Source organism: Exiguobacterium sp. HVEsp1 (genome assembly GCF_002009685.1).
Lineage (GTDB): Bacteria > Bacillota > Bacilli > Exiguobacteriales > Exiguobacteriaceae > Exiguobacterium > Exiguobacterium profundum.
Window position 1 is genome coordinate 1767492 of the sequence record NZ_KV917367.1, and the last position, 17522, is coordinate 1785013.

General features: G+C 45.9%; 23 protein-coding genes. 3 read left to right on the plus strand and 20 right to left on the minus strand.

Annotated elements, in window-relative coordinates; translation table 11 throughout:
* The first annotated feature begins 26 nt into the window (after positions 1 to 26).
* Positions 27 to 407: a rhodanese-like domain-containing protein gene (locus BV910_RS09115; protein WP_012726584.1), complete on the plus strand. Its 381-nt coding sequence runs from the start codon at positions 27 to 29 to the stop codon at positions 405 to 407.
* 40 nt (positions 408 to 447) lie between these two features.
* Here BV910_RS09115 and gcvPB read toward each other — a convergent pair whose 3' ends face one another.
* The 13 genes from gcvPB to BV910_RS09180 all read right to left on the minus strand — a co-directional run bounded on the left by gcvPB (position 448) and on the right by BV910_RS09180 (position 9199).
* The gene (gcvPB, locus tag BV910_RS09120) at positions 448 to 1923 is read right to left on the minus strand and encodes an aminomethyl-transferring glycine dehydrogenase subunit GcvPB (protein WP_012726585.1); all 1476 of its coding nucleotides are present in this window, start codon (positions 1921 to 1923) and stop codon (positions 448 to 450) included.
* Positions 1923 to 3260: an aminomethyl-transferring glycine dehydrogenase subunit GcvPA gene (gcvPA, locus tag BV910_RS09125; protein ID WP_047795659.1), complete on the minus strand. Its 1338-nt coding sequence runs from the start codon at positions 3258 to 3260 to the stop codon at positions 1923 to 1925. Before gcvPA ends, gcvPB begins: the two co-directional genes overlap by 1 nt.
* A gap of 25 nt (positions 3261 to 3285) precedes the next feature.
* Positions 3286 to 4362 (minus strand): glycine cleavage system aminomethyltransferase GcvT, encoded by a 1077-nt coding sequence (gene gcvT, locus BV910_RS09130; protein WP_078147937.1) that lies wholly within the window; start codon positions 4360 to 4362, stop codon positions 3286 to 3288.
* Positions 4363 to 4510: 148 nt separating this feature from the next.
* Positions 4511 to 4849, minus strand: coding sequence for a hypothetical protein (locus tag BV910_RS09135; protein ID WP_078147115.1), 339 nt, complete (start codon positions 4847 to 4849; stop codon positions 4511 to 4513).
* Positions 4846 to 5334: a shikimate kinase gene (locus tag BV910_RS09140; protein WP_078147116.1), complete on the minus strand. Its 489-nt coding sequence runs from the start codon at positions 5332 to 5334 to the stop codon at positions 4846 to 4848. The genes BV910_RS09135 and BV910_RS09140 overlap by 4 nt, the downstream gene beginning before the upstream one ends.
* Complete coding sequence (locus BV910_RS09145; RefSeq protein WP_041917913.1) at positions 5327 to 5626, minus strand: hypothetical protein; 300 nt, start codon at positions 5624 to 5626, stop codon at positions 5327 to 5329. The genes BV910_RS09140 and BV910_RS09145 overlap by 8 nt, the downstream gene beginning before the upstream one ends.
* The gene (locus tag BV910_RS09150; RefSeq protein ID WP_078147117.1) at positions 5590 to 6114 is read right to left on the minus strand and encodes a prepilin-type N-terminal cleavage/methylation domain-containing protein; all 525 of its coding nucleotides are present in this window, start codon (positions 6112 to 6114) and stop codon (positions 5590 to 5592) included. Before BV910_RS09150 ends, BV910_RS09145 begins: the two co-directional genes overlap by 37 nt.
* Positions 6020 to 6256: a hypothetical protein gene (locus tag BV910_RS09155; RefSeq protein WP_047795193.1), complete on the minus strand. Its 237-nt coding sequence runs from the start codon at positions 6254 to 6256 to the stop codon at positions 6020 to 6022. The genes BV910_RS09150 and BV910_RS09155 overlap by 95 nt, the downstream gene beginning before the upstream one ends.
* The gene (locus BV910_RS09160) at positions 6243 to 6650 is read right to left on the minus strand and encodes a prepilin-type cleavage/methylation domain-containing protein (protein ID WP_235439563.1); all 408 of its coding nucleotides are present in this window, start codon (positions 6648 to 6650) and stop codon (positions 6243 to 6245) included. Before BV910_RS09160 ends, BV910_RS09155 begins: the two co-directional genes overlap by 14 nt.
* Positions 6651 to 6670: 20 nt before the next feature.
* Complete coding sequence (locus BV910_RS09165; protein ID WP_031423311.1) at positions 6671 to 6973, minus strand: prepilin-type N-terminal cleavage/methylation domain-containing protein; 303 nt, start codon at positions 6971 to 6973, stop codon at positions 6671 to 6673.
* Between the two features lie 15 nt (positions 6974 to 6988).
* A complete protein-coding gene (locus BV910_RS09170) occupies positions 6989 to 7966 on the minus strand; it encodes a type II secretion system F family protein (RefSeq protein ID WP_078147118.1) in 978 nt (325 codons plus the stop codon).
* Positions 7948 to 8754: an ATPase, T2SS/T4P/T4SS family gene (locus BV910_RS09175; RefSeq protein ID WP_078147119.1), complete on the minus strand. Its 807-nt coding sequence runs from the start codon at positions 8752 to 8754 to the stop codon at positions 7948 to 7950. Before BV910_RS09175 ends, BV910_RS09170 begins: the two co-directional genes overlap by 19 nt.
* A gap of 58 nt (positions 8755 to 8812) precedes the next feature.
* Positions 8813 to 9199, minus strand: coding sequence for a Spx/MgsR family RNA polymerase-binding regulatory protein (locus BV910_RS09180; protein ID WP_012726596.1), 387 nt, complete (start codon positions 9197 to 9199; stop codon positions 8813 to 8815).
* A gap of 249 nt (positions 9200 to 9448) precedes the next feature.
* Between BV910_RS09180 and BV910_RS09185 the strand changes: the two genes are divergently transcribed.
* Positions 9449 to 9712, plus strand: a complete 264-nt coding sequence (locus BV910_RS09185) for a DUF2626 domain-containing protein (protein WP_012726597.1) — start codon at positions 9449 to 9451, stop codon at positions 9710 to 9712.
* A 32-nt stretch (positions 9713 to 9744) separates the two neighbouring features.
* Here the strand turns inward: BV910_RS09185 and BV910_RS09190 are convergent, their stop codons facing one another.
* Entirely contained in the window at positions 9745 to 10362 is a 618-nt protein-coding gene (locus BV910_RS09190) for an MBL fold metallo-hydrolase (RefSeq protein ID WP_078147120.1), read from the minus strand.
* Positions 10363 to 10519: 157 nt separating this feature from the next.
* On the opposite strand from BV910_RS09190, the gene BV910_RS09195 reads away from it, so the two are divergent.
* Entirely contained in the window at positions 10520 to 10699 is a 180-nt protein-coding gene (locus BV910_RS09195) for a DUF2759 domain-containing protein (protein WP_012726599.1), read from the plus strand.
* A 114-nt stretch (positions 10700 to 10813) separates the two neighbouring features.
* Here the strand turns inward: BV910_RS09195 and BV910_RS09200 are convergent, their stop codons facing one another.
* The 6 genes from BV910_RS09200 to BV910_RS09225 all read right to left on the minus strand — a co-directional run bounded on the left by BV910_RS09200 (position 10814) and on the right by BV910_RS09225 (position 17370).
* Positions 10814 to 12730 carry an LTA synthase family protein gene (locus BV910_RS09200; RefSeq protein WP_078147121.1) on the minus strand — a complete coding sequence of 639 codons (1917 nt, stop codon included), beginning with the start codon at positions 12728 to 12730 and terminating at the stop codon, positions 10814 to 10816.
* 225 nt (positions 12731 to 12955) lie between these two features.
* Entirely contained in the window at positions 12956 to 13918 is a 963-nt protein-coding gene (locus BV910_RS09205; protein ID WP_078147122.1) for an ROK family glucokinase, read from the minus strand.
* Positions 13919 to 14011: 93 nt separating this feature from the next.
* Positions 14012 to 14206, minus strand: a complete 195-nt coding sequence (locus BV910_RS09210; RefSeq protein ID WP_012726602.1) for a YqgQ family protein — start codon at positions 14204 to 14206, stop codon at positions 14012 to 14014.
* Entirely contained in the window at positions 14203 to 15225 is a 1023-nt protein-coding gene (locus BV910_RS09215) for a M42 family metallopeptidase (RefSeq protein WP_078147123.1), read from the minus strand. The genes BV910_RS09210 and BV910_RS09215 overlap by 4 nt, the downstream gene beginning before the upstream one ends.
* Positions 15226 to 15237: 12 nt before the next feature.
* Positions 15238 to 16290 (minus strand): rhomboid family intramembrane serine protease, encoded by a 1053-nt coding sequence (locus BV910_RS09220; protein ID WP_078147124.1) that lies wholly within the window; start codon positions 16288 to 16290, stop codon positions 15238 to 15240.
* 123 nt (positions 16291 to 16413) lie between these two features.
* Positions 16414 to 17370, minus strand: a complete 957-nt coding sequence (locus BV910_RS09225) for an L-lactate dehydrogenase (protein WP_012726605.1) — start codon at positions 17368 to 17370, stop codon at positions 16414 to 16416.
* Positions 17371 to 17522: the final 152 nt, after the last annotated feature.

Below are 17522 nucleotides of genomic sequence, written 5' to 3' on the forward strand. Positions count from 1 at the left end.
CTTTGAAAGAGAAGGGAAGAACATCTATGGGACTCGAAACAATCCTCGTCATCCTCCTATGGGTTGCCTTGATCGCCTACATCGTATGGCGTTTCATGCCAGCTCGCGGGTTGAAAAAAATGAAACAAGAAGAATTCCGCGCCTCACTCCGTAAAGGTCAGCTGATTGACGTGCGCGAACCGAACGAATACAAAGGCGGACATATCGTTGGTGCTCGGAATATCCCGGTCGGCCAAATGAAACTACGCATGAAAGAACTGCGCAAAGATCAGCCGATTTTGATTTACTGCCAAGGTAGTTCACGTTCAAACCAGGCGGCTAAACTCTTGATGAAGAACGGATACAACAACATCTACATGCTCGAAGGCGGTTTCAAGAACTGGAAGGGTAAGATTAAAAAAGCTTAAAAAACGGGCGGGTCGATTCAATCATCGACTCGCCCATTTTTTATTTTACAGATGACGCCTCACGACGCTCATATTTTAAGACCGGTTTACGGGCAGCGAGTGTCTCGTCCATCCGTTTGACGACCGTCGTATGAGGAGCCGTCTGAACGATCTCCGGATTCTCTTCCGCCTCTTTGGCAATCTGGAGCATCGCATCACAGAACGCATCAAGTGTTTCTTTTGATTCTGTCTCTGTTGGTTCCACCATGATACATTCCTCGACATTTAACGGGAAATAGATTGTCGGTGGGTGGTAACCGAAGTCAAGAAGACGTTTAGCGATGTCGAGAGTACGAACACCAAGGGCTTTTTGACGTTTGCCTGACAAGACAAACTCATGTTTGCAATACGTATCATATGGCACGTCGAACGCATCTTTTAGTCGCGCGAACATATAGTTTGCGTTGAGGACCGCTTCACGTGATACCCGCGTCAATCCTTCTGCGCCCATCGTCTTGATATAGCTGTAAGCTCGGACGTTGATCCCGAAGTTTCCATAGAATGGTTTGATTCGCCCGATTGAATGTGGTCGGTCGTAATCGAGACCATATCCATCATCTGTTTTCGTCACGATTGGAGTCGGTAGGAATGGGATTAAGTCACGTTTTACTCCGACTGGACCTGAGCCTGGACCTCCACCGCCGTGAGGACCGGTGAACGTTTTATGCAGGTTCAAGTGAACGACGTCAAAGCCCATGTCCCCCGGACGTGCGATTCCGAGAATCGCGTTTGAGTTCGCGCCATCATAATAAAGCTTCCCGCCAGCTTCATGAACGACTTTTGAGATTTCAAGAATATCCGCTTCGAATAGTCCAAGCGTATTCGGGTTTGTCAGCATGAGCGCAGCTGTATCGGCTCCAACTTTTGCCTTCAAATCATCCAAATCGACGAGACCGCGCTCATCTGACTTGACGGTTACCGTCTCGAATCCAGCAACGACTGCGGACGCCGGGTTTGTTCCGTGCGCCGAGTCTGGAACGAGTACTTTCGTACGAGCCGTATCCCCATTACGTTCATGGAACGCTTTGATCAACATGAGTCCCGTCCATTCCCCATGCGCCCCTGCCGCTGGTTGGAGTGTGACTTCGTCCATTCCTGTAATTTCAGCGAGTTGCTCCTGTAAGTCCACCATGAGTTCGAGCGCACCTTGAATCGTCTCAACTGGTTGCAGTGGGTGAATATGTGCAAAGCCAGGAAGACGAGCCATATCTTCGTTCACTTTCGGATTATATTTCATCGTACACGAACCGAGCGGATAGAAGCCTGAATCGACCCCATGGTTTCGTGTAGATAGTGACGTGTAATGGCGAACCACATCGAGTTCAGATACTTCCGGAAGTTCCGCCGCCTCTTTTCGAATCATCGTAGCCGGTAACAACGTCTCAAGGTCAACCTCTGGGACAGTCGGTGTCGGCAAATTATATCCAGTCCGTCCTTCACGTGATACTTCAAAAATTAGCGTTTGCTCGTGTTGCATTATTTCATCCCCCCAACCACTTCGACAAACTGATCAATCTCTTCTTTCGTGCGCAATTCCGTCGCGCAAACCAACATCTGTGTCTGACGCTCCCCTTCATACGTACCAAGCGGTAGACCACCAATCATGCCATGCTCGAGCAGATGGCGCGATACTTCTTCTGCGTCACGTCCAAAATCTACCACGAACTCATTGAACATCGGTCCTTCGTCCACGATGTTGAATCCTGCAGCTTTTAACGCTTCTTTCATATAATGAGCAGTTTGAATATTCCGAACGGCCATATCACGAATTCCGTATTTTCCTAAAGCGGACATCGTGATCGAAGCAGCCAATGCGTTAAGCGCTTGGTTCGAACAGATATTGGATGTCGCTTTATCACGACGAATGTGCTGTTCACGCGCCTGGAGCGTCAACACGAATCCGCGTTTGCCGTCCTCATCGACCGTTTGACCAACAAGTCGTCCCGGTAGTTTACGCATCAATGATTTTTTGACCGCGAAGTATCCACATGACGGTCCACCAAAACTTTGCGGAATACCGAATGGCTGTGCATCTCCGACCGTGATGTCCGCACCGAGTGCTCCTGGTGACTCAAGAATTCCGAGGGCGAGCGGGTTGCTCGAAACGACGAAGAGCGCACCCGCTTCATGAGCCAATTCTGCCAATGTTTCTAAGTCTTCAATACGACCGTAGAAGTTTGGATATTGTACGACAAGACACGACGCATCCGTCAAATCAAGGTCTGACACGTCCGTCACCCCGTTCACCACATCTGTGTAGTCAACGGATAGCCCCGGTCCGTCAGCATACGTACGGATTACGTCCTTCGCTTCAGGATGCACTGCACCAGAGACGACGACACGTTTTTTCTTCGTCTGCGCGCTCGCTAGGTAAGTCGCCTCAGCGAGAGCCGTGATTCCGTCGTACATCGAAGAGTTCGCGACGTCCATCCCTGTCAATTCACAAATCATTGTTTGGAATTCGAACATCGCCTGAAGTTCACCTTGTGAAATCTCAGGTTGATATGGCGTATACGCCGTATAGAATTCAGAACGCAAAAGCATATGGTTCATCACACTTGGTGAAAGATGATCGTACATCCCTGCTCCAAGGAAGCTCGGGTATGATTTCGTATGTTTGTTTTTATCAGCCAACTTCGTCATATGACGAACGAGATCGACTTCCGGAAGCGGAGCCCCAATCGCCGCCAATGATGCTTGTTCGCGAAGTGTTTCTGGAATATCTGAAAGAAGCGCTTCGATTGAATCGACGCCGATTGTCTCTAACATGTCTCGTTCATCTTGTTCGGTCATCGGTAAATAACGAAATTCCATTCTGTTCATTCTGAATCCCCCTGTTTCATTTCGTTCGTTTATAGAAAGGTGTCGGTACGCGTTCGGCTTCAATCTTTTTGCCACGGATGTCGATGACAAAACGATCTTCATCTTTGTAACGTGCATCGACTCGTGCCCATGCGATTGATTCATTTACAGTCGGAGGCATCGTACCGGTCGTGACAACGCCGATTACATTCCCATCCAATTCAACTTGCGCCCCTTGGCGGGCAATCCCACGACCGAGCAATTTCAATCCGATCAATCGATTCGGAATATTCTCTTTTTGAGTGACGAGTGCTTCCTTACCAACAAAGTCAGTATCTAGCTTGACGGCAAAATTGAGATTCGCTTCGAATGGCGTGACCGACTCATCTAACTCATGACCGTAAAGCGGCAAGCACGCTTCGAAACGTAATGTATCGCGTGCGCCCAGCCCACACGGGGTAACACCCTCGGTTTCAAGCGCTTCCCAAATGGCAGAAATCGCTTCTGCTCGAGCATAAATCTCGAACCCATCTTCCCCAGTATACCCACTTCTAGAGATGATCGATGGCACACCCGCAACGTCCCCATTCATGAATTTGAAGAACCCGATTTCGTCGAGTACCACATTTGTGATAGTTTGAAGTACGGATTGTGCATTCGGTCCTTGAATCGCAATCTGACCATATTCATCAGATTCATTTGTCACAACCACGTCACCCTTGACGTATCGACGAATGTGGGCTTCGTCCTTTTCAATATTTGAAGCATTGACGACGAGCCAATAAGCGTCCTCATCCAATCGATAGACAAGCAAATCGTCCACCACACCGCCGTCTTCAAGACAGAGAAGGTTATACTGGGCTTGACCAACTTTAATCTTCGAGATATCATTCGTCACCAAGTTTTGAACTTGCTCAAGCGCATCCGGCCCTTCGATTCGAATTTCTCCCATGTGAGATACATCAAACATCCCCACGTTTTGACGTACAGCCAAATGCTCTTCTTTAATCGAAGAGAACATAATCGGCATTTCAAATCCCGCAAAATCAACCATCTTCGCCTTCGGTTCAATCAAATCGAACAAAGGCGTACGTTTCAAAGTAACCTTTTCCATAATATCCCCCAATCCCGAACATAAAATGCTTTTGTTTTTGAAATCTTTCGTTTTCCATTCCACTTTAACAATTTTTATTCCTTCTGCATAGGTAAAAAAGCGAAAAAGAAAAAGGATGAAAAACGAAAACGTTTTCATCCTCATTATTTCATATTTTCGACTCGGTGGAAACGTCAGAACGTTCAATTCCCGCTGTCCGTTTGATTTCATGAGTTAGCTCGACGGCGGCTTGCTTTAATTCAATCGATTCATTCTTCGCATTGACCCCAAACTCTTTTAATTGAGTAACGGATCGATTGACCGCATCCACGTGCCCTTTGATTTCATTGACCTGTTGACCAATCACATCCGCCCGAATTTTAAAACGTTCCGTCAGACGATTCAAACGACCAAATTCTGGTTTCATTTTGTTTTTGAACAAGAGATAACCATATATCCCAAGTCCGATTAATGAAAATACGATGATGGCAAAATTAATCCAAATCATACTTTTTCCCCCTTTATACGGATGATTTGCTTGGCGATGTCTTCAGACGATTGAGATGCATCGATGGATACACTCGCTTTTCGATATAATTGATCACGTCGTTGAAACAACGCATGAACATCCTCCCGTCCTCTTTTAACAAGTGGCCGCGCAGAATCTTTGATTCGTTCCCAACACATGTCGAACGGAAGATTTAAATGGATCATCGTACCACGTTCTCGCATCCAACATATATTTTCAGAGCGTTCCACCACTCCGCCACCGGTCAGGATATAGTCAGCAGTGACTTGTTGCAGTACTTTTGACTCAACATCACGAAACGCAGACTCACCATTGCGGTCAAAATATGTAGCGATCTCCATCCCAGTCATAGACTCAATGATTAAATCAAGATCGATGACCTCCCCATATTCTTTCAGAAACGAGAATAAGGTAGATTTACCTGTACCCATAAACCCCACGATATAAAACGGGTTTTCATTCATAAACAATCACCTCTTTATGCCGTTCACCAGATGTTAGCACGATATTCACTTCAGTACGATTCGGTGCAATCGGACGACACGTCAGAGTTCCCGTTGGTTTATGCAGCGTTAACGGTCGATCACCGCAACGCTCCTTCGCCAATAACAGATGCGATTCGAAGCGAATCGCTAAGATTTCCTCTGACAGTCGCCTCGTCGTTCGTTCCACATCAGTATACCAAAATAACGCGGCCCCGAGTAACCAAACAACGATGGTCAAGGTGATGACGAGAAAGAATCCTGTTTCATGCACATGACGTGCCGCTCTCTTCTGAACGATGAATCGGTCCATGCGATTCGAAAACCCTTTCCGACCGTTTCGACATGATACTGCTCGATTCCTCTTAAAAAGAGTAAGTTTCCTCCTCCATCTCCGACCATGACCAAATTGCCATTTACTTGTTTGATTGTCCATGACCACCGCTCCTCATCCGATTTGACGAAATCACCTCGTAACCGCCCTTCGTCAACACGACAGTTCTCGCTATCCATCAGACGGCGCACAATCAGTTGAGGCGTCGTATGATGATTCCATTTAGGCTGTTCATAAAGATGTTGACCGAGCGTGAGCAGTTCAACCAAAAGGAAAAGAAATATGGGAAGGATCAGCAAAACGACTGTCATTTCAATCATCGTAAAGCCCTTTTCATAATGTCGGTAAACAAAATCCTTTCTCACACACTTGCTCACGCCCTGTTGGTTCAGTGGCTTCAAGCAGAACCTCTCCTTGTAATCGTTCATAGATGAAGAGCGTGTCACTCAACCGTTGGATTCGTTCATTCCCTTGCACGACAAAGGATGCCAGTATGAAAATCCATCCCATGATGACCGCAAGACTGACAGTCAGCTCCCATAATGAGAAACCCGATTCATCCACTTTCACGAATAATCACCTCCGGCTCATACGTCCCGATTCGAAATTTGAGCGTCACCGATGTCTTTCCACTGACGAATTTCCATTGTCCCGCATAAGAGGCGGTCGCTTGTGAAAAGGTCAACGTGTTGTATGTCGGAAGATATACATCCACCCCATCAGGAACATCAACCTCCCTGACGATCTCTCTCCCACACACAATCAGATAAGTTTGTTGTTTGGAAATCCAAATCAATCGCGGCACACAATCTCCCTCTTCTGAAATATAGGGAAATTGCCCAGCTTCTTGAATATTCGCTACCAATGAATCCGTAAAATTGTAGAGCTCCATTCGTTCGAACGGTCTCGTAATCGGTGCACTCATCAATACTAAGAACGACAATACGACAAGTACCCATGTCATTTCGACCAAGGTGTAGCCTTTCATTGTTTTTTTAAGGAGCCATCAGTCGGTGAATACGTATAGGTCGAGGATTGACAGCTATAAACGAGTGGATCTGCAGCCGACGCACGCTTAATCACTTCTAACGTTTCAGGATAGGCTTTATGTTCCGCGTAATGCAAATTGATTTCAGATTCAACGATTCGAACACTACCTTCGCAACTCACTTGGTCAGCACGAGATTTCCCGTCCGACAAAGAAGGGACAAGTAACAAGAGAAGAACGGATATAATGAGTAATACTGCCGCCATCTCAACTAATGTGAACCCACGCTCTTCCTTCATTTCATCTTTCTCCTTTCACAATTGAGCCATAATGAGTTTGACCGGTAAATAGAGTGTGTAAAAAAGAACACCGATCATGACACTGAGGATGCCGTATAAAGACGGTTCAATTTTCTCAATCAAACCCCGACTATATTGCTCCATCTCTTCGAATACAAGCTCGCGATGAAGAGACATCAATTTGCCAAGTTCTCCACTCATCGATCCCACACCTAATAGACTCACGACCTCATGATCGATAAACGGTTCACACCTCGTCGCCGCTTCAATCCCTTCACCTTCAGACATGCGATAATGAATTCGCTTGGCCATTTCTGCCATTTCTCCCTCCTCCTCGGCTAGCCGACTGATAATCTGCCTGATATTCGTTTCAGTATGTTGGAGCAAGGACAACTCACTTACAAACACATAGGTCATATAGAGTGTTTTCCCACGTCTCCATGCGTAAAAAGGGAGCTCTACTCCTCGACGATGGAATCCATATATGAGAATTGCGATTGCCACGAATATAGAAAACAGTACAGGAAAGAACCAATTCGACAATAGAATCGACCCCACACCGCCATGCGACGAGACATCTACCATCCCCATTAATTTCGGGAAAATGTATAAGGCATAAATCATTCCTAATGCAAGTAGGATGAAGAAGATAATTAACGGATAGCGAATTAGCCTCCGCAGCTCCTGCTTTAACCGTTGTCGCATCTCGAGTACCATCGCCACTTGCGACAATCCATCCATAAATCGTCCGTTGCGGTCCGCCGTATGTAAAATCTCTTGCATCTGCCGATTCGTGATCAAGATGGAAAATACTTCAGACAAACTCACACCCGCTTCTAGACGAATCCTCATCTCTCGAATACAGTCTTTCATTTTTCCCTTCTCATGAAGTTCAAGCGTCTCCATGGTCACTTTCAATGACACACCTCGTGATTGTAGACGAAGAAAACGATGAATCAGTCGGATCGATGGGATTACCGGAACGTCGACCATTCGCAAGTCACCTCCTGATTTCGAGTCAGTACACACCAATGTCTTTCCACGGTCGCCTTACCAAGAAGTTGCATCAGCCGCTTTTCCCCATCCTGAATCGATGCGGTATGAAAGGTTGTAATCGTCAAATGCCCACTGAGCGCTGCATCGTATGCGACCATCAATTCTTCATCGGTCCGCACCTCGCCAATCACGATGATATCCGGGTCGGCACGAAGCGTCTCTTTCAACAAGTGTCGATGGCTTAGTCCAGCCTTAGCATTCACTTCCAGCTGAATGACACCACCGACCATTTGTTCTGGAGGATTTTCAATCGTCACAATCCGCTCATGCTTCAGCTGATTCAACAGGGCATACAGTACCGTCGTCTTGCCTGCTCCGGTAGAACCCCCTATAAAGAAAAGACCATGATGTGATGCCACGACTTTCTGAAATCGTTCCACATCGTGTGATTGTAACAGGTGCTGAAGTTCAAACGTGTCATGGGGAATGCGCCAAGACATTAACGTCTGGGCGAACGACGGGAGAAAGGTCACCCGGATGACATCTTGATTCAATTCATAGACCCCGGATTGTGGAATGCGTTGATTAGATTCAGGTAGTGAACACCAATATCGCATATGATATGTAAGGCGATCATAAAGCTTTGCATCCATCGATTGAAGCGCAGCAAGTTTACTAGCAGAACGGACTTGAACCTTTACTTGGTTTGCATCGGGTATAAAATGAAGATCACTCGCACCGATTTGACGTGCTGCATCTACTAAATCCTCAATGAGTTCCTTCATCTCGTTCACCTCGATACAAGCATAAAAAAAAGCCCACTATGTTGAAAGTGGACTTGTTTTATGAAACTTGAACCGCTGCAGTGTTGTGGCGACGTGCATATGTTTCGATTGAAACCTTGTCATATCCGACAATCACTTCTTTTCCATCAGTTAAGATTGGACGCTTCAAAAGTTTTGGGTTTTCGCTCATCAGCTTAAGAAGCTCGCTTAATTTCAAATCCTCCACGTCAACATCAAGTTGTTTGAAGGCCTGGCTTCGCGTCGCAAGGAGAGAATCGACTCCTTCCTCACTGATTGCAAGGAGTTGCAACAATTCATCAACTGTTGGTGCATCTCTGAAAATGTGACGCTCACTCACTTGAAGTTCTTGTTCTTGTAAAAACGCTTTCGTCTTCCGACAAGAAGTACAGCTTGGATACGTGTAAAACATTAGTTCTGATGCCATTTTTATGTTCCTCCCTCATTCAACTTTCACTTCGCTCATTTTGTATAAGTTGATTATACATCTCTATACCCCGTTTGTACATGTTTTGTGCAACTTTTTTATAAATTTTGTACAACTTTATTTACCGAAATGATTTCACATATTTTTCACGATTATTTTGCTCAATTATCACGTTTCCATAGCATTTTTTCGAATGTGTTGGTAAAATAGTGAATGAGAATGGAATAATGCACGTATGGGGGGATTAACATGGCAAGAATGTTTCGTGTCCTAGGCTTTTGGACTGGACTAGTAGCGGCACTTGCTTTCGTAGGCGCACTAGGCGGCGACCAAAGTAGTAGTGAACATACTGGCGACTTTATCGTTATGGGACTTGTCTTCTTAGCACAAACGATTTTCTTCGTCGCTCTTGGTTACTTAAAACTAACTGAAAAAACGTATGTATATGTCTTCGGCGCGTATTTGACAATTTTCTTCGTTGTCTTTACGTATTGGAGCAACTTCCAAATGTAAAAAAAGATTGTCTCGCCGGAGACAATCTTTTTTTATGTGAAGAACGGATTTGTCCGCTTTTCTTCTTCTAGCGTCGTCATAGGACCGTGCCCCGAGTATAACGTCGTCTCATCAGGAAGGAGCTGCTTCATCCGATCGATGGACCCCATTAATGTCGACTGGTCTCCACCGAACAGGTCTGTCCGTCCGACGGATTGCTTAAAGATCAAGTCACCACAAAAGGCGATTCTTTCATCATCCATATACAATACGACACTCCCTGGGGAATGACCCGGCGTATGATAGATTCGAAATACGATGTTCCCAATTTCTAATACATCACCTTCGTAGGTTTTTTCTGCCGGTTTCATCGATGGTATCGGCAAGTTGAACGCAGAAGCGCCATTCTTTTCGCCATCTGTCAGCCAATCTGCTTCTAAGCGGTGTACATAGACTGGCACCTGGTAACGCTCACGGAGCGCATCAATTCCACCGATATGATCGAAGTGTGCATGAGTCAACAAGATTGCTGAAAGTGTACCGAAACGTTCGATCGTGTCGAAGAACCTCAGGTCATCCGTTCCGGGGTCAATGACGACGACTGTGCCGTCTTTTTCAATGACATAGCCGTTCTCTTGTGCCAAGCCAGACGTAATCTTTTTGATTTGCATTGGATTCATCCCCTTCTTATTCAAAACAATATTGTGGCAAAATTGTTTCGATGTCAACCTTTGCTCGACAGCGACTCTATAATCGGATAAAATAATAATGATATTTCAGTGAAATTTTTATGAATTTCATGACGTATAATTAAAGGGGGAACTCGTCATGCATTTGTATGAACCGTTCGGATGGATTTCCGTCATCGTCGCGATTGTGGCTATTTGGGGAATGCTTCGTTCATTCCAAAAACGCCAATTCTTTCCGCTCGTATTTGCAGGTTTAACTGTACTCGTATTCGGATTCTTTGGTGTCGCCACGTTGATCTACGGTGGAATTCCAGGTTAATGATTCGCATACGCAATCATCAAGCGACTTCGGTCGCTTTTTTTATGCCTTTCTATACGTTCATTCCCTCTATATAAAACGGACCAAATCACTATGTGACTTGGTCCGTACTTGTTATTCTTCAGTTTGTTCTTTGAAACGGAGTAGATCGGAGTAAATCAAATCATCGTTCATTTGCAAGATTTTTTCCGCTTCTTCCGTCACCGGACCACATAACGATGTGTCTTCGACAACTTCACCAGAAGTCGCGTTATAACATGTCGACTGTGTCCAAACATATTCATCCGTCACGACCGTTCCATCGCGGAAAATCGCGCGACTGTTTCGATTTTCAGAGAATAAGTCGTTTCCGAATCCAATCGTATTTGACGTGTCAATTCCGAGTAAGTGCAAGATGGTCGGTTTCATGTCGACATGACTACCAATCGTCTCATGCACTTCCCCTTCTTTCTGGTCAGGTAAGTGAATGGCAAACGGAACTTGTTGTAACTTCGCCACGTCGAATGGTGTCAACTCATCTTTGCCGAGTAGCTCGGCCATCGCACTGTTGTGGTTCGTCGAAATTCCGTAATGGTCACCGTAGACGACAAAGATTGTATCTTCCCACATTCCGTTCTCTTTCAACTGGTCGATGAAGAGACCGAGTGCGTAATCTTGATAAGCTAGTGCTTGCGGGAAGTTGTTCAACGTAGTTGAGCTCGTTTCAAATTTTGGTACAAGCTCATAGTCTTCACTTGGCATCGTGTACGGGAAGTGGTTCGTCAATGTGATGAACTTCGCGTAGTACGGTTCAGGCAATTCTTGAAGCATTGGAATAGATTGTTCGAAGAAACTATCGTCTAAGAGACCCCATTCTGTCATGTCTTCAGGATTCCCGAGGTCATAACTCTTTTCATCAAAGAATTGATCGACGCCAATGTTCTTGTACATTTGATCGCGGTTCCAGAACGATTTGTTATTCGCATGGAACACGGCTGAGTAATAATTTTCGTCCTTGACCAACTCAGGGAGCGCTTGATATTCGTTATCGGCGTTCGTAAAGTATACAGCACCACGCGGGAGTCCATATAGTGAGTTATCGAGTGCGAACTCAGCATCAGAAGTCTTCCCTTGACCGACTGTATGGTAGTAGTTCGGCCAGTAGTGAGACTCTTCAATCAGTTTGTTCAAGTTCGGCGTGATGTACTCTCCATTCGGCGCCTTCATGTTGTGAGTAAAATTCTGCGCAGATTCGAATGAAACCACGATGACATTTTTCCCTTTATATTTTCCGAATAAATCCGGATTCGGCGCCGCATAGTTTTGACGGGTGAATTGTTCAATCGTTGCGAGTTCTGATTCATCCGCCATCGCTTTTTGAGCCGATGTTTTCGTTTGGAGCATGGCATCATACACATGGAAGTTAAATGTTCCGATGTTTTTCACCAACAGCTCACGGTCAAATGAACGAGTCAACAATTCAGGTCGTTCCGTTTCTGCTAGCGAAAGGTTGAACAAGAAGACAGAGACCGCTACGACGAATGTGACGAGCGCACGTCGATGTGAAGCTGCATTCTCTTTCATGTTCATTCGCCATAAGATAAACGGAAGGATAAACACGTCACCAAGAATGATTAAATCTTTCCATTCAAGAAGCGAAGTGAATGATGTCGATAACGTTTCCATGTTCGATGGTTGCATGATGACAGGCATTGTCAAATAGTCCGTGAATTCCCGATAATACACGGCGTCCGCAAACAAGATAAACGATGCAATCGCATAGAGCGTGTAGAGCACCCATTTTTGTTTGTTACCTTTAAAGAAGAAATGGAAGGCAAACAAGAATAATGTCGAACTGATTGGGCTAATCAGTAAGATAAAAGCTTGTGCGGTGTTTTCAATCGGAATGTTGAAGAAAAATTGATAGACGATATACGTCTTCGTCCAAAGCAATAACGTAAAAATCCAAAATAGACGATATTCTTGAAACGAAGCGCGGACCGTGTCGTTCAGTCTCGTCGATAGCTTCGAAAAGCGTTGAGATGAATTCATCTGACGGTCTCCTCCTCTTTTCAGTTTTCGGCATGTTTTAGTTGCCATTCTTTATTTATATTTGTTCATTTATTGTACAATTCGGATTGAATAGTACACGTCCAGTATCAAGTCCAAATCTTACCCCTTTTTTAATAAAAAATCAACTGTGACGTTACAAATTTTACAATATCCCATACCCTTTCCCACAAAAAAACACGCCTGCAATGTGCAGACGCGTCCGTTTCATACCCGTGTCGGAAGGAAGTGTTTCCGTGCCAGCCAAGCACATCCAATCACACCGGCATCGTTTTCGAGTTCAGCGATTTTGAATGTTGTCGACTCGTATACCCGCTCGAGCGCAAACCGTTTGAACTGTGCATCAAGCGGCTCTAATAACGCGTCGCCAGCTTTTGAGACGCCTCCACCGATGACAATCATTTTCGGATTGAGCGTGTTCGCAATGTTCGAGATGGTCAAGCCGAGGTATTCCGTCATCTCGTCAATGACTTCTGTCGCGATCGAGTCACCAGCCTTATATGCTTCAAACACGTCACGTGCAGTCACTTCTTTTAACTCGTTTAATGAAGTATCTTGATTCTTACGCTTCTGTAACGCCAGACGCGAGACGCCGGTCGCTGAAGCAATCGTCTCGATACACCCGAGGCGACCACAACCACACTTCACAGCCTTCGTTTCGTCTCGTTCCACGGTAATATGCCCGATTTCTCCGGCCATTCCTGCCGTCCCATGAACGATATTCCCGTTCGTGATCACGCCACCACCGACACCTGTACCGAGCGTGATCGCCAATAATTCTGACGCCCCTTCGCCGGCACCTTTCCACATCTCACCAAGGGCCGCGGCGTTCGCATCATTTTCGAGCACGGCCGGAAGACCGACTGCTTTTTCGAACTCACTCACGAGTGCAAAATCTTTCCACCCGATGTTCGGAGAATATTCGACAACTCCTTCTGAGAAGTCGACGAATCCTGGTGCCCCGATTCCCGCACCCGCAAAATCTTCTTTCTTCTTACCTGATGTTTGTAAGTATGTTTCAAAAGAAGCTGCGATGTCTTTTGGAATATGTACACCATTCTCTCGAATATCCGTTTTGACTTCCCACTTATCCGAAATGATGCCGTTCATGTCTAAAACGGCCATCTTCACCGTCGTACCACCGATGTCGATACCTAATAACCATTTCATACCGTTCACTCCTCATCTCAACTAAATCGCTTTCATTGAATAGTGTACACTATTATCCCCTTAGTGCAACCCTTTGCACTAAGGGGATTTCTGTCAATCTGTTGAATTTTTTAATTCGTGGGTCAAAATGATTTTGGCCGTATCGTACACACGTTGTTCGATGATGCCCCCTTCATACAATTCGTCAAGTTCCATCATCATGAGTGAGATTTCAGCATCCCGTTCTCCGATGTAAATAATGGTACCGAACGATTTTAAAAACTGTTGGACATCATAAAAGTTTTTCATGCTTCTTCCTCCATCGTCGATTGTACATAACGATTTAACAATTCTCGCGTTGCTTCCATTGATGACAGATGCGTTCGCTCATAACTATGGCTCGATTCGATTCCTGGCCCAATCAAGGCATGTCGCACATCATACCCTGCTCGAATCGCCGCTGACGCATCTGACCCATAGTACGGATAAATATCTACCTTATACGCGATCTCATGGGCTTTACATAACGCCGTGAACTTCCGTCGTAACCCGATATCATACGGTCCAGATGAATCCTTGGCACAAATCGAGACTGTATACTCATCGGAATGCTGTCCATCCCCGAGCGCACCCATATCAACGGCAATGTATTCCACGACGTCTTCCGGAATACCCGCGTTCCCTCCAAATCCGACCTCTTCATAATTCGAGATCAAGAAGTGAACGGTATGCGGTAAGTCATAACGGATTAAGTCTTTCGCAAGGTCCAATAGAATGGCGACCGACGCCTTATCATCCAAGTGGCGTGATTTCACGTATCCTGAAGAGGTCACTTGAAAGCGAGGGTCGAATGAAACGAAGTCCCCGATTTCAATCCCAAGCGCCGTCACATCTTCACGAGAATGCACTTTTTCATCCAATCGGACTTCGATGTTTGATGCAGATCGCTCGGCAGAGTTCGTGTCCTTATAGACGTGAACACTTGACTGATGGATCAAGATCGTTCCTTCAATTGCCTCTCCTTCTTCACGGTGGACGAGGCAGTTCTCTCCCTCAATCGCCGTCCATGCGTATCCTCCCACTTGAGTCAAACGAAGACGCCCGCTCGGCAAGATGTCTTTGACCATCGCACCGAGTGTGTCCACGTGTGCCGTCAACAGACGCGCCTTGCCAGAACGACCTGAAAATGTGGCCAGCAGTGCCCCTTTATGTAGACGTGACGTCTTGACACCCAGTGCATTCAATTCTTGCTCCGCGAAGCGGATGGCCTCTTCCGTCATCCCGGAAGGACTCGGGATGTTAACGAGTGTTTTTAATGTTTCAATCATTGAATTCTCCCCTTACCAAAATCCGTACCCGACGAATAGTCCAAACATCGAGATGGTGAGTACGGAAAATAAGATTCGTTGTATACGGTTCTTCTCATCCGGTAGCCCGACGACTCCCGAGACGACAAAACCACCAATCAGACCTCCCGCATGCGCGAAATGGTCAAGACCTGCACCTAATACAAACGCAAGTCCTACGTTTAATCCTAACATAATAAAGAGCGGAGGTCCGAGCGTCTTCATGAAGAGAGAACGATCCCGCAACCCAAAGTACAAGAGCGCACCGACCAATCCAAATAGCGCCCCTGAAGCGCCTGCTGATATCGATTCGCTGAATGCAAACGATGCGGATGTCGCTAATATTCCACTGAGCAGGTAGATGATTAAAAATCGTATGGAGCCGTACATCCGTTCGACGAGCGGACCGAGCGACCAAAGTGCAAACATATTAATTGCAAAGTGGAACCAACCGATATGCAGGAACATCGGTGTAATCAAACGCCACCATTCCCCTTGTTCAATCAACGGGTTCACTTTGGCCCCGAATGCGACCAACGTGTTTGGATCAAGCGTCGAACCGACCGATTCGGCTAACCACATGACTAAAAAGGTGACGAACAGTAGCCCATACACCACTTGTGGTTTTCCGAAGGAAAAACGTTTCTTCAGATCCGCTTTCTTTTTCCGGTCGAGGGAGACCGCTAGCAGTCGGAACCGGTCTTCTTCCATAGTCGGTGTGCAAATCGAACGGGACAATGTCACTTTCGCAGGGATTTGAAACGTCAACGAGTCTACACGCTCTTCATCCACGAGACGCTCACCATAAACATGAATGGTCAATCGTTTCCGCCCGATGCGAGATAAGCGAAATGCGTTCAAAATCGCGTGTATATCCATCCCAACGTGATTCGCCCATGCTTTTTCAGTCTGAATGAACAAATCATACCGATCACCTGCTTTCGTATCGAATAAGATGACCGCACGGGAGGGTTCGAGTATGCCTTCAATTCGCCCACCGTTTTCGACCTTTCGATAAATATCTTCCCAAAAACAAGTTGTCGCCAACGAAACCCCTCCTCTCTCTCAATTCTATTGTAAATCACGACACGACCCACGACCAAACGATGATTCGTTCTATATGTATAAAAACCCGTAACCAAATGGCTACGGGTTTCCAAAGGATGGAGATTACAAGACAGGTTCCATCGTTTTCATGAGTACGTTCGCAGAATGTTGCATTTTCTCATGCTCTTCTTGTGACAACTCAATCTCAACGACTTCACGAACGCCTTGACGGTTGATAATCGCTGGTACACCGATATGGATATCGTGCAATCCATACTCACCATCAAGATGGGCACCGACTGTCAACAACGTGTTCTCGTTACGAAGGACAGCCTTGACCAACCGAAGGAGACCGAGTCCAATCGCATAGTACGTCGCACCTTTACGTTCAATGATATGATATGCTGCGTCACGAACGTTGACATAGATGTCTTCAAGGTCTTCCCAGCTGTACTCATCATGCTCTTCAAGTAGTTGCTCGACCGATTTTCCATATATACGAGCGTTGCTCCAGGCAGCAAACTCCGTATCACCATGCTCACCCATAATGTAGGCGTGACAGTTACGCGGGTCGACGTTGAAATAGTCTCCGAGCATGTAACGCAAGCGAGACGTATCAAGCACTGTTCCTGAACCGAAGACACGATGTTTCGGAAGACCAGAATATTTCCATGCGAGATGTGTCATGATGTCGACCGGGTTTGAAGCAATAATGATAATTCCGTCAAAACCAGAGTCCATGATGTCTGAAATCATAGATTTCATAATCTTCGCATTTTTTTCAACGAGATCAAGACGTGTTTCACCTGGACGCTGTGGTGCGCCAGCAGTGATGACCACGATATCAGCGACGCCACAATCCGAATAGTCCCCTGCCCAGACGCGCATCGGTGATGAAGCGAATGAAACCCCATGGTTCAAGTCCATCGCTTCTCCTTCTGCCTTGGCTTTATTGATATCGATGATGACAAGTTCTTCACATAGACTAGCTGTCGTCAACTGGTAAGCGAAACTCGCACCTACTGCCCCAGCCCCTACAAGTGCGACTCGTGTTACTTTAGCATGATTTAATGTTTCCATAATGATTCTCCACCCTTCAAACAATCTGTTTCATGTTTTTGTTATCTCTGTTACAAATAGATTGTAACATCATTCACAAACTCAAACTACAGCGGAAACCGTTTTCACTTTGGCGATATTGTGACAATATTCACATTCGTTTGGAACACCTT